The organism is Enterobacter asburiae (genome assembly GCF_024599655.1).
GTDB classification, from domain to species: Bacteria; Pseudomonadota; Gammaproteobacteria; order Enterobacterales; family Enterobacteriaceae; genus Enterobacter; species Enterobacter asburiae_D.
The window spans coordinates 3,651,956-3,664,279 of sequence record NZ_CP102247.1 but is presented as its reverse complement, the minus strand read 5'-3'; the positions used below and the strand labels follow the sequence as shown (position 1 = coordinate 3,664,279).

Annotated in this window: 9 protein-coding genes; 5 read left to right on the top strand and 4 right to left on the bottom strand. The window is 63.9% G+C overall.

All coding sequences use genetic code 11. The annotated features are described in order from the left end of the window. The first annotated feature begins 7 nt into the window (after positions 1–7). Positions 8–220 carry an MbtH family protein gene (locus tag NQ230_RS17505; protein ID WP_213821238.1) on the top strand — a complete coding sequence of 71 codons (213 nt, stop codon included), beginning with the start codon at positions 8–10 and terminating at the stop codon, positions 218–220. Further along, positions 217–4,074 (top strand): enterobactin non-ribosomal peptide synthetase EntF, encoded by a 3,858-nt coding sequence (gene entF, locus NQ230_RS17500; protein ID WP_257258433.1) that lies wholly within the window; start codon positions 217–219, stop codon positions 4,072–4,074. The genes NQ230_RS17505 and entF overlap by 4 nt, the downstream gene beginning before the upstream one ends. A 92-nt stretch (positions 4,075–4,166) precedes the next feature. Here entF and fepC read toward each other — a convergent pair whose 3' ends face one another. From fepC to fepD, 3 genes are read right to left on the bottom strand one after another with little or no spacing between them, the layout of a single operon-like run. Further along, a complete protein-coding gene (fepC, locus tag NQ230_RS17495; protein ID WP_257258432.1) occupies positions 4,167–4,961 on the bottom strand; it encodes an iron-enterobactin ABC transporter ATP-binding protein in 795 nt (264 codons plus the stop codon). Next, positions 4,958–5,950, bottom strand: a complete 993-nt coding sequence (gene fepG, locus NQ230_RS17490) for an iron-enterobactin ABC transporter permease (protein ID WP_257258431.1) — start codon at positions 5,948–5,950, stop codon at positions 4,958–4,960. Before fepG ends, fepC begins: the two co-directional genes overlap by 4 nt. Then, positions 5,947–6,951, bottom strand: a complete 1,005-nt coding sequence (gene fepD, locus NQ230_RS17485) for a Fe(3+)-siderophore ABC transporter permease (RefSeq protein ID WP_159513628.1) — start codon at positions 6,949–6,951, stop codon at positions 5,947–5,949. The genes fepG and fepD overlap by 4 nt, the downstream gene beginning before the upstream one ends. Before the next feature lie 108 nt (positions 6,952–7,059). Between fepD and entS the strand changes: the two genes are divergently transcribed. Then, on the top strand, positions 7,060–8,298 hold the full coding sequence (gene entS / locus NQ230_RS17480) for an enterobactin transporter EntS (RefSeq protein WP_213821246.1): 1,239 nt from the start codon (positions 7,060–7,062) through the stop codon (positions 8,296–8,298). A gap of 77 nt (positions 8,299–8,375) precedes the next feature. On the opposite strand, the gene fepB is transcribed toward entS, so the two are convergent. After that, positions 8,376–9,335 carry a Fe2+-enterobactin ABC transporter substrate-binding protein gene (gene fepB / locus NQ230_RS17475; protein WP_257258427.1) on the bottom strand — a complete coding sequence of 320 codons (960 nt, stop codon included), beginning with the start codon at positions 9,333–9,335 and terminating at the stop codon, positions 8,376–8,378. A gap of 188 nt (positions 9,336–9,523) precedes the next feature. Between fepB and entC the strand changes: the two genes are divergently transcribed. Continuing rightward, entirely contained in the window at positions 9,524–10,699 is a 1,176-nt protein-coding gene (gene entC, locus NQ230_RS17470) for an isochorismate synthase EntC (RefSeq protein WP_257258426.1), read from the top strand. 9 nt (positions 10,700–10,708) lie between these two features. Beyond that, complete coding sequence (gene entE, locus NQ230_RS17465; protein ID WP_257258425.1) at positions 10,709–12,319, top strand: (2,3-dihydroxybenzoyl)adenylate synthase EntE; 1,611 nt, start codon at positions 10,709–10,711, stop codon at positions 12,317–12,319. Positions 12,320–12,324: the final 5 nt, after the last annotated feature.

The window sequence follows — 12,324 nt, the reverse complement described above, 5'->3', positions numbered from 1 at the left end:
AGTCTGTATGGAATTCAGCAATCCTTTCGATAATCCGCAGGGACAGTTCGCCATTTTGCAAAACGACCAGGGGCAGTACAGCCTGTGGCCGCAGCAGTGCGAACTGCCTGCGGGGTGGCGCGTGGTGTGCGAAGCGCAGTCTCAGGAGGCGTGCCAGCAGTGGCTGGCCGGGCACTGGCACACGCTTGTCCCTTCCCATTTTGCGGAGGGAAGCGCATGAACCGTCTTCCTCTCGTCGCCGCCCAGCCGGGTATCTGGATGGCGGAACAGCTGTCCTCCCTGCCAAACGCCTGGAGCGTGGCGCACTACACCGAGCTGAAAGGCGATATCGACGCGCCGTTGCTGGCAAAAGCCATCGCTGAAGGCATGATGCAGGCCGATACCCTGCGGATGCGTTTTGCCGAGGAGAACGGCGAGGTGTGGCAGTGGGTGGATGACACCTTCATTCTGCCGGAACCGTCCATCGTTCGCGTTACCTCTCACGACGCCGCCGTGGCGCTAATGGAGGCCGATCTTAACCAGAACCTGCGCGTCGACAGCGGTCAGCCGCTGGCGTTTCACCAGCTGATTCAGGTGGGAGAAAGCCACTGGTACTGGTATCAGCGCTATCACCATCTGGTGGTGGATGGCTTCAGCTTCCCGGCCATTACCCGCCAGATCGCCGCTATTTACGCCGCGTGGAAAAAGGGTGAACCGACGCCCGCATCCCCGTTTACGTCGTTTGCCGAGGTGGTGGACGAGTATCAGCGCTATCGCGACAGCGAGGCGTACGCACGCGACGGTGTCTTCTGGGCGGAGCAGCGCAGGCAGCTTCCTTCTCCGGTGTCGCTTTCTGCTGCTCCTTTACCGGGCCGCGCGGCGACAACCGATATCCTGCGCCTGAAAATTGCCGCCGACGGTCGCGCCTTCAGCCAGCTTGCACAGGCGGCAGGGCAGGCGCAGCGCACCGATTTGGCCCTTGCGCTGGTAGCGCTGTGGCTGGGCCGCCTGACCGGGCGGCTCGACTACGCCGCCGGGTTTATCTTTATGCGCCGCATGGGCTCCGCCGCGCTGACCGCGACCGGGCCGGTGCTCAACGTCCTGCCGCTGGCGGTGAATATTAACCCGCAGGAGAGCCTGCCGGCGCTGGCGCTGCGCCTGGCGAACCAGCTGAAAAAAATGCGCCGCCACCAGCGCTACGACGCCGAGCAGATCGTGCGCGACGGCGGGCGTGCCGCAGGCGACGAAGCGCTGTTTGGCCCGGTGCTGAACGTCAAGGTGTTCGACTATCAGCTGGATATCGACGGCGTGGAGGCCATCACCCACACGCTGGCAACCGGCCCGGTGAACGATCTGGAGCTGGCGCTGTTCCCGGACGAGCAGGGCGGCTTGAGCATTGAGATCCTCGCCAATAAACAGCGTTACGATGAAGGGACGCTCACCCGTCACGTCGCGCGTCTGAACGCGATGCTGATGCAGTTTGCGGCCAACCCTGACCTGCGCTGCGGCGAAGTGGAAACCGTTTCAGAGCAGGAATACCAGCAGCTGGCGCGCATCAACGATACCGGGCTGGCGCTGCCGTCCACCACGCTGGCGGAGCTGGTGGCGGAGCAGGCGAGCAAAACGCCGGACGCCCTCGCGCTGGCGGATGCAAACGTCGAGCTCAGCTATCGTCAGATGCGCGAGCAGGTGGTCGCGCTGGCAAACCTGCTGCGCGCGCGCGGCGTGAAGCCGGGCGACAGCGTGGCGGTGGCACTGCCGCGCTCGGTGTTCCTGACGCTGGCGCTGCACGGCATCGTTGAGGCCGGTGCCGCGTGGCTGCCGCTCGACACCGGCTACCCGGATGACCGTCTGCGGATGATGCTGGAAGATGCCAAACCTTCGTTGCTCATTACCACCGACGAACAGCGTTCGCGCTTTAGCAATCTGCCGATTAGTTCGTTTAGTTACAACACACTGTTACCGACCACGGATGCGGAACCGCTGCGCCTGGCGACGCCGGAGCAGACGGCGTACATCATCTTTACCTCCGGTTCGACGGGCCGCCCGAAAGGGGTCATGGTCGGCCATACCGCCATCGTTAACCGCCTGAAGTGGATGCAGGACCATTACCCGCTGGACGCGACGGACGTGGTGGCGCAGAAAACGCCGTGCAGCTTTGACGTGTCGGTGTGGGAGTTCTGGTGGCCGTTTATCGCCGGGGCGAAGCTGGTGATGGCCGAGCCGGACGCGCACCGCGATCCGCAGGCGATGCTGAGCTTCTTCGCCCAGTACGGCGTGACCACCACCCACTTCGTGCCGTCGATGCTGGCGGCCTTTGTCGCCTCGCTGACGCCGGAAAACGCGGCGTGCTGCAAAACCCTAAAGCAGGTGTTCTGCAGCGGCGAAGCGCTGCCGACCGAGCTGTGCCGCGAGTGGGAGCAGCTCACCCGTGCGCCGCTGCACAACCTTTATGGCCCAACCGAAGCGGCGGTGGACGTGAGCTGGTATCCGGCGTTTGGTCCCGAGCTGGCGGCGGTGGAAGGCAACAGCGTGCCGATTGGCTTCCCGGTGTGGAACACGGGGCTGCGCATTCTGGACGCGATGATGCGCCCGGTGCCGTTCGGCGTGGCGGGGGATCTGTATCTCACCGGCATTCAGCTGGCGCAGGGGTATCTGGGCCGTCCGGATCTCACCGCCAGCCGCTTTATTGCCGACCCGTTTGCCCCCGGCGAGCGGATGTACCGCACCGGCGACGTTGCCCGCTGGCTGGGCAACGGCGCGGTGGAATATCTCGGCCGCAGCGACGATCAGCTGAAAATTCGCGGCCAGCGCATCGAGCTGGGTGAAATCGATCGGGCGATGCTGTCGCTGCCGGACGTGGCCCAGGCCGTGGCGCACGCCTGCGTGTTCAACCAGGCGGCGGCAACCGGCGGCGATGCCCGTCAGCTGGTGGGCTACGTGGTCTCTGAATCCGGCTTACCGCTGGATCGCGACGCGCTGCTGGAGTTGCTCAAAGCGCAGCTGCCGCCGCACATGGTGCCGGTGGTGCTGCTGCAAATCAGCGCGCTGCCGCTCAGCGCGAACGGCAAGCTCGACCGCAAGGCGCTGCCGCTGCCGGAGCTGATGAGTAAAATCTCCGGCCGCGCGCCGGAGACGGAAACCGAAGCCGCCGTCGCGCAGGCGTTTTCTGTCCTACTGGGCTGCGAGGTCAACGACATTGAGGCCGACTTCTTTGCCCTCGGTGGCCACTCGCTGCTGGCGATGCGCCTGGCGGCGCAGCTAAGCCGCGCGTTCGAGCGCAGGGTGACGCCGGGGCAGATTATGGTCGCCTCCACGGTGAGCAAGCTCAGCGCGCTGCTGGACTCGCAGATGAGCGACGAGCAGGCGCAGCGGCTGGGGTATGAAACCCTTCTCCCGCTGAGGGAAGGCGACGGCCCGACGCTGTTCTGCTTCCATCCGGCGTCCGGCTTTGCCTGGCAGTTTAGCGTGCTGGCGCGCTATCTCAGCCCGCGCTGGTCTATCGTCGGCATTCAGTCGCCGCGCCCGGACGGGCCGATGCAGCAGCGTGCGGATCTGGATGGAGTCATTGAGTATCATCTGGCTACGCTGCGTAAGCAGCAGCCGCAGGGGCCGTATTATCTGTGCGGCTATTCCCTCGGCGGAACGCTGGCGCAGGGCATTGCCGCCCGTCTGCGCGAGCAGGGTGAGGAGGTGGCCTTCCTCGGCCTGCTGGATACCTGGCCGCCGGAAACCCAGAACTGGGCGGAGAAAGAGGCCAACGGCCTCGACCCGGAAGTGCTGGCGGAAATCGAGCGCGAGCGTCAGGCGTTTATCGCGGCCCAGCAGGGGCAGGGCTCCAGCGAGCTGTTTAACGCTATCGAAGGCAACTACGCCGACGCGGTACGACTGCTCACCACGGCGCACAGCGCGCGGTTTGACGGCAAAGCGACGCTGTTCGTCGCCGAGCGCACGCGAACGATGGATCCGCAGGTTGTGTGGGCGCCGTGGGTGGCGGAGCTTGAGGTGTACAGCCAGGACTGCGCCCACGTGGATATCATTTCACCGCAGGCGTTTGAGAAGATCGGGCCGGTGTTGAGGGAGATATTGGGATAACGTCAAAAGCGCCGGGTGGCGGCTGCGCCTTACCCGGCCTACGGGAGCAGAATAGAATGTAGGCCGGGTAAGGCGCAGCCGCCACCCGGCAATTACCGCCGACCTAACGGCACAACCAGCGGCGTGCCCGCCACCGGATCGTCAATAATCATGCAGCGCATGCCGTAGATCCGCTCGATCAGCTCCGGCGTTACAATCTCTTTCGGCGCGCCCTGCGCCACAATCTCACCGTCTCGCAAGGCAATCAGGTGTGTAGCGTAGCGGCACGCCTGGTTTAAATCGTGCAGCACCGCCGCCAGGGTATACCCCTGCGTGCGGTTGAGCTCGCTCAGCAGCTCCAGCAGATCAATCTGATGGCTGATGTCGAGCCAGGTCGTCGGCTCGTCCAGCAGCATGATGGAGGTCTCCTGCGCTAGCACCATCGCGATCCAGGCGCGCTGACGCTGTCCGCCGGAAAGAGTGTCCACGCTCTGCTGGGCCAGATCGGTAATCCCCGTTGCTACCATCGCGCGGCTGACCGCTTCGTCGTCCTCTTTGCGCCAGCGGGTGAACAGCGGCTGGTGCGGATAGCGCCCGCGCGAGACCAGCTCCTGCACCGTGATGTCCCCCGGCGTGGTGGCGTTCTGCGCCAGCAGCCCGATGCGCCGCGCTACCTCTTTGCTGGCAAAGCGCTGGATCTGCTCCCCGTCGAGGAACACGCTGCCTTCAGACGGCGTCATCAGGCGGCTCAGGGTGCGCAGCAGGGTCGATTTGCCGCAGCCGTTTGGCCCAATAATTGCGGTGAAGTGGCCGTCCGGAATGGCGACGGACAGGTCACGAGCAATGATTTTTTTGCCGTAGCCGAGGGTGAGGTTTTCGCCGCGCAAGCGGGTGGTTGTGTCTGTCATTTCCTGCGTGACTCCTGAACGAGCAAGACGATGAGGTAAATCCCGCCGAGGCTGACGGTCACCACGCCCACCGGCAGTTGATAAGGCATAAACAGCCGCTGGGCGCAGAGATCGGCGGCCAGTAGCAGCAGCGCGCCGCACAGCGCCGCCTGGGTTAAGCCCCAGCGCGCCGTCCCGCTAATGCGGCGGGCGATGTGCGGTGCCACGAGGGCGATAAACGAGATCGGCCCGGCGATAGCGGTAGAGGCGGCGGTCAGCAGTACGGCGACCAGCATCAGCATCAGGCGCGAGCGTTCGACGCCCACGCCCAGCGCGCAGGCGCTGTCGTCGCCCATCTCCAGCAGGCGCATACGCCGCACCAGCAGCAGCGCGCCGATAAACATCAGCAAAATCAGCGGCGCGGCGGGCCAGGCTTTGCCCCACGTCAGGCCGTTGAGCGAACCGGCGTACCACAGCCCGGCGGAGAGCGCGGTTTCCAGCGAGGCCTGCAGTAAAAGCCAGGTGTTAAAGGCCATCAGCATGGCGCGTATACCGATCCCGATGATGATCAGACGGAAGGTGTCGATACCGTTGCGCCAGGCCAGCGCCCAGATCAGTAAGGACGTCAGAATGCCGCCCGCCATTGCCGTAAAGGTAATCGCCGTCAGGTGCTGACCAAACAGCACCATCGCCACCAGCACGCCGCTCCAGGCCCCGGTGTTGAGGCCCATCACGTCCGGGCTGCCGAGCGGGTTGCGCATCAGCGACTGGAATATCGCACCGCTCACGCCGAGCGCCGCGCCGACCAGAATCGCCATCGCCACGCGGGGCAGTCGCCACTCCGTCACCACCATGGTGATGTTGCGCGGCGCGCTGCCGAGCAGGGCGTTAAACACCTGCGCAAAATCGAGCGTCACCACGCCGCTGCACAGGCTCCAGACCGCCAGCAGCAGAATGGCGATAAGCAGCAGCGAGACGCTGGTGAGTAAACGACGGGACGGGGCCATCATGCGCCACCTCCGCGTTTACGACGAACCAGGAAGATCAGCACCGGCGCGCCGATAAAGGCGCTGACCACCGAGACGCGCAGCTCGCCGGGCACCAGCAGGCGGCCCAGCACGTCCGCAAACAGCAGCAGAGCAGGGGTGGCCAGCAGCGTCACCGGCAGCGACCAGCGGTGATCCGCCCCCACCAGCCAGCGCGCCATGTGCGGCATCATCAGGCCAATAAAGGCGATCGGGCCGACCACCGCGGTCGCGCTGCCGCACAGAACCGTGATGGCGAGCAGACCAATCAGCTGCGTGCGCGCCACGCGGTTGCCGAGGGCGGTCGCGGTGTCGCTGCCGAGGCTCAGGCTGTTGAGCGACCGGCTTAAAAACAGCGCCACGGCGGCAGCGATAATGACCGGGATCGCCACCACTTTTAGGGTTTCAAGGGTGCGGATATCCAGCGAACCGGCCTGCCAGAAGCGCAGCTGGTCGTAAACGTCCGGGTTGAGCAGGGCGATGCCGTTGGATAGGCCTTCCAGCACCGCCGCGAGCGCCACGCCCGCCAGCGTCAGGCGGACCGGACTTAGCTGCCCGCCGCCCTGGCTGCCGGTAAACGCGACCACCAGCGAGGCGGCCAGCGCGCCGCAGAAGGCCATCGCCAGCTGTTCGGAGGGTGAGGTCAACCCGAACAGCGCCGCGCCGAGCACGATGGCAAAGCTGGCGCCGGAGTTGACGCCGAGAATGCCGGGGTCCGCCAGCGGGTTACGGGTAAGGGTTTGCATCAGGGCACCGGCAAGGCCGAGCGCGCCACCCGCCAGCAGTCCGGCAAGCGTGCGGGGCAGTCGGGCGTCGAGCACGATGATGCAGTCAGCGCTCTGGCAGGTACCGGAGAGCGCATCAACGATAACGGACGCGGGCAGCGGCTTCGCGCCGACCAGCAGGCTGAGTGCAACCGCAAGGCTCAGGAGCAGCAGTAAAACGGGCACGGCAACGGCGCGCACCGCAGAAGAGGAAAACGACATAGCAACATCCATGATTTGATAATGATAGTGATTATCGTTATCTATCTTATTTGGCTATGTTAGCATGTGCGCCCATGGAAAGGGTAGAAATAGACTCAAGGCTTTGTCATGAATCAAAAATCCTGGCTGCTCAACCTCAGCCTGCTGAAAACGCACCCGGCGTATCGCGCCGTTTTTATCGCTCGCTTTATCTCCATTTTGTCCCTCGGGCTGCTCGGCGTGGCCGTGCCGGTACAGATCCAGACCATGACGCACTCCAGCTGGCTGGTGGGGTTATCCGTCACCTTAACCGGCGGGGCGATGTTCATCGGCCTGATGGTCGGCGGCGTGCTGGCGGACCGCTACGAGCGTAAAAAGCTGATCCTGCTGGCGCGCGGCACCTGCGGCGTGGGCTTTATCGGGCTGTGTCTGAACGCCATGCTGCCGGAGCCGTCGCTGATCGCGATTTATGCCCTGGGGCTGTGGGACGGCTTTTTTGCCTCGCTGGGCGTGACGGCGCTGCTGGCGGCGACGCCCGCGCTGGTCGGGCGTGAGAACCTGATGCAGGCGGGGGCGATCACCATGCTCACCGTGCGCCTCGGCTCGGTGATTTCACCGATGGTGGGCGGCCTGCTGCTGGCGACCGGCAACGTGGCGTGGAACTACGGCCTGGCGGCGGCGGGGACCTTCATCACCACGCTGACGCTGCTGCGCCTGCCGCTGCTGCCACCTCCGCCGCAGCCGCGCGAGCATCCGCTGAAATCGCTGATGGCCGCGATTCGTTTTCTGTTCAGCAACCCGCTGATTGGCGGCATTGCGCTGCTCGGCGGCCTGCTGACCATGGCGAGCGCCGTGCGCGTGCTCTACCCGGCATTAGCGGGAGAGTGGCAGATGAGCGCCTCGGAGATTGGTATTCTCTACGCCGCCATTCCGCTCGGCGCGGCGTGCGGGGCGCTGACCAGCGGCAACCTGGCGCAGAGCGCGCGTCCGGGGCTGATTATGCTGCTTGCCACGCTGGCGTCGTTTATCGCCATCGGCTTCTTCAGCCTGATGCCGGTGTGGGCGCTGGGCGTGTTGTGCCTGGTGATCTTCGGCTGGCTGAGCGCTATCAGCTCGCTGCTACAGTACACCCTGATCCAGACCCAGACGCCGGAAGGGATGCTCGGGCGCATTAACGGCCTGTGGACGGCGCAGAACGTCACGGGGGATGCGATTGGCGCGGCGATCCTCGGCGGCCTGGGAGCGATGATGACTCCGGTGGCCTCGGCGAGCAGCAGCGGGTTTGTACTGGCAATTATTGGCGTGGTTTTATTAATGTCGTTGGCAGAATTGCGCCGATTCAGGCAGGAGAGCATCTTGACTTTGTAGGTCGGGTAAGGCGTAGCCGCCACCCGACAAAACGCCCGGTGGCGCTGCGCTTACCGGGCCTACGGGGAACGTGCCACTTATTTAAAAATTGAATTTAAACGCTGCAACACCAACATCGCGCTGTAATAATCCAGGCGGAACGTCTCGGTTCCCAATGCCCAAACCCGTTTGTTTTTCACCGACGGCAGATGCGCCAGCAGCGGGTTGGCGTAAATCGCATCCACGTCTTTCTGGTCGCCGGCAAACACAAACAGCCCTTCGCCGTTCAGCCCCGTCGCCAGGTTTTCCCCTCCCAGCTGAATAATGTCGTGGCGTTTGCCTTGGCTTTTAGAGGTCTGCAGCCCGGCGGGCAGCTCCGCCAGCGTAAAGCCCAGCTGGTGCAGCAGCTTGCCCTGCGCGGATTCCGCGGTCCACAGGTTAGCGCTGTGCGCGGCGGCGGTGTAGACGATGGCGTTCACCGGCTGCGGCGGCAGCTTCATCTGCTGTTTCACCTGCGCGAGCTGTTTATCAAACGCGGCAATGCGCTCTGCGGCCTGTTTTTCCTGTCCGGTGATGCAGCCCAACTGGGTCAGCAGCGCCTGCCAGCTCTTGTCGTCGTAGTTGATGATAAGCGTTGGGGCGATGGCGGAGAGCTGATCGTACAGCGCCAGCGCGGAATCCCCACCGGTGGCGCTGATCAAAATCAGATCCGGCATCTGGGCGGCAACCGCTTCGGCGCTCGGCTCGCCGATGTACAGCCGCGCAACCTTGCGCTGTTTCGCAATATCACCCCACTGGCGCAGGAAACCCTGACCATCCGCCACGCGGTTGTTCGGCGTGGTCGCGCCGCTGGCGACGACCGGTGCGTCAATCGCCAACAGGGAGCCGGTTAAGGTCACGCTGGTGGAGACAATGCGCGTCGGTTTGTTCTCAAGCGTGTGAACGCCGCGGCTGTCGGTCACCTGACGCGGCCAGTCGGCGGCAGCGGCTGAGGCAAGTCCTAAAACAAAAAGTCCAGGTACAAGCAGGGTATTACGGAATAGGGCAGGGAATTTCACAGCGCGACATCCTGTTTTTGTTGAAGATAATGCTTCTCATTTTCATGGCTACCGCGAAGGGATGCAAGCTTTTGTCGCACAAGTTATTTGCCCGACGGTTGACAGCGAAGCGATGTGGGATTAGGTTAGCCGACGAAAATATAAATGATAATCATTATTGCTTCTTTTATCATTTTAAGGAGGATGATATGGACACGTCCCTGGCTGAGGAAGTTCAGCACAACGCGACCACGCTGCAATCAGACAGCTTTTTCTTTATGTCGCCTTACCGCAGTTTTACCACGTCCGGCTGTTTTGCCCGTTTCTCTGAGACCGCCGTTGGCGGCGACGATCCGGCAGGCCGCTTCCAGCAGAAATTAGCCCAGGCTTTTCGGAATGCAAAAGCCAGCGGCATCGCCCATCCGGTCATGGTTGGGGCCATCCCTTTCGATACCCGCAAGCCGTCTTCGCTGTTTATTCCCGAACGCTGGCAGACGTTTTCCCGCCCGGCGCGTCAGCAGTCTTCACGCTATTTTTCCGGCTCGCAGGCGCTGAAGGTTGAACAACGCACCGAGATCCCCTCGCAGCCCGTGTTCGAAGAGATGGTCGCTCGCGCCGCGTCGCTCACCGCCACGCCGCAGGTGAACAAGGTGGTGCTATCGCGCCTGATCGACATTGCGACCGATAAACACATTGATAGCGGTGCGCTGATGGAGCGCCTGATCGCCCAGAACCCGGCGAGCTTTAACTTCCACGTGCCGCTGGAAGACGGCGGCGTGCTGCTGGGGGCAAGCCCCGAACTGCTGCTGCGCAAAGAGGGCGGGCACTTTAGCTCGCTGCCGCTGGCAGGCTCGGCGCGTCGTCAGCCGGACGACGTATTAGATCGCGAAGCGGGCAATAAGCTGCTGGCCTCCGAAAAGGACCGTCACGAGCACGACCTGGTGACCCAGGCGATGAAGGCCATTCTGGCACCGCGCAGCCACCATCTGAGCATGCCGGATTCTCCTCAGCTGATTACCACGCCGACGCTGTGGCATCTGGCGACGCCGGTAGAAGGCGAGGCGCGTGAAAATGAAAACGCCCTGACGCTGGCCTGCCTGCTGCACCCGACCCCGGCGCTGAGCGGCTTCCCGCATCAGGTAGCAAAAGAACTGATTGCCGAGCTGGAGCCGTTCGACCGCGAGCTGTTCGGCGGCATCGTCGGCTGGTGCGACAGCGAAGGCAACGGCGAGTGGGTGGTGACCATCCGCTGCGCGCGTCTGAATAAAAATACCGTTCGCCTGTTTGCCGGTGCGGGCATTGTGCCCGCCTCCTCGCCGGTGGGCGAGTGGCGCGAAACGGGCGTGAAGCTCTCCACCATGCTCAACGTGTTTGGCCTGCACTAAGGAACACTCATGACCATTCCCTTTACCCGCTGGCCTGAGGAATTCGCCCGCCGCTACCGCGAAAAAGGCTACTGGCAGGATCGGCCGTTGACCCACATCCTGACGGATCGCGCGGACAGCGATGCCGTGGCGATAATCGACGGCGAGCGGCACATTACCTACCGCGCGTTTAATCAGGCGGTGAACAACCTCGCGTCCGCCCTTCAGGCGCAGGGGCTGCACCGCGGCGAGACCGCGCTGGTGCAGCTCGGCAACGTGGCCGAGTTCTACATCACCTTCTTCGCGCTGCTGCAGATCGGCGTCGCGCCGGTGAACGCGCTCTTTAGCCATCAGCGCAGCGAGCTGAACGCCTACGCGGAGCAGATCAAACCCGCCGTGCTGATTGCCGATCGCGACCACGCCCTGTTCGCGGGCGATGACTTCCTCAACGCATTTGTGGATGAACACCGCTCGGCACGCGTCGTACTCCTGCGCGGCGATAAGGGTGACCACGCCCTGGAAGCGGCGATTGCGCGTCCGGCGGACAACTTTATCCCGAACCCGACGCCCGCCGACGAGGTGGCCTTCTTCCAGCTCTCCGGCGGCAGCACCGGCACGCCGAAGCTGATCCCGCGCACGCACAACGATTACGACTACAGCATTCGCCGCAGCAACGAGATCTGCGGCATCACCGCCGAAACGCGTTACCTGAACGCGTTGCCCGCGGCGCATAACTACGCCATGAGCTCGCCGGGATCGTTAGGCGTCTTCACCGCGGGCGGCTGCGTGGTGCTGGCGAACGATCCGAGCGCCACGCTCTGCTTCCCGCTGATTGAACGGCATCAGATCAACGTCACCTCGCTGGTCCCCCCGGCGGTGAGCCTGTGGCTGCAGGCGATTGCCGACGGCGCGGGGAACGCGCAGCTCACTTCCCTCAGGCTGCTGCAGGTGGGGGGCGCACGCCTCTCCGCCACGCTCGCGGCGCGCATTCCGGCGGAAATCGGCTGCCAGCTTCAGCAGGTGTTCGGCATGGCGGAAGGGCTGGTGAACTACACGGCGCTCGACGACGCGCCAGAGCGCATCATCAACACCCAGGGCCGCCCGATGTGCCCGGACGACGAAGTGTGGGTGGCGGACGAGCACGGCAACCCGCTGCCGCGCGGTGAGGTCGGGCGTCTGATGACGCGCGGACCGTATACCTTCCGCGGCTATTTCAACAGCCCAGAACACAACGCCAGCGCCTTTGACGCCGACGGCTTTTACTGCTCCGGCGATCTGATTGCCATTGACGAGCAGGGCTACATCACCGTGCAGGGGCGCGAGAAGGATCAGATCAACCGCGGCGGGGAGAAGATCGCCGCCGAAGAGATCGAAAACCTGCTGCTGCGCCACGAGTCGGTGATCCACGCCGCGCTGGTGAGCATGGAGGACAGCCTGCTGGGCGAAAAAAGCTGCGCGTATCTGGTGGTGAAACAGCCCCTGCGCGCGGTCGAGGTGCGTCGCTTCCTGCGCGAGCAGGGCGTTGCCGAATTCAAGCTGCCGGACCGCGTGGAGAGCGTGGATGCGCTCCCGCTGACGCCGGTCGGAAAAGTCGATAAGAAACAGTTGCGCCTGTGGCTTGCTGAACGCGCCCGGGGCTGAGGAAC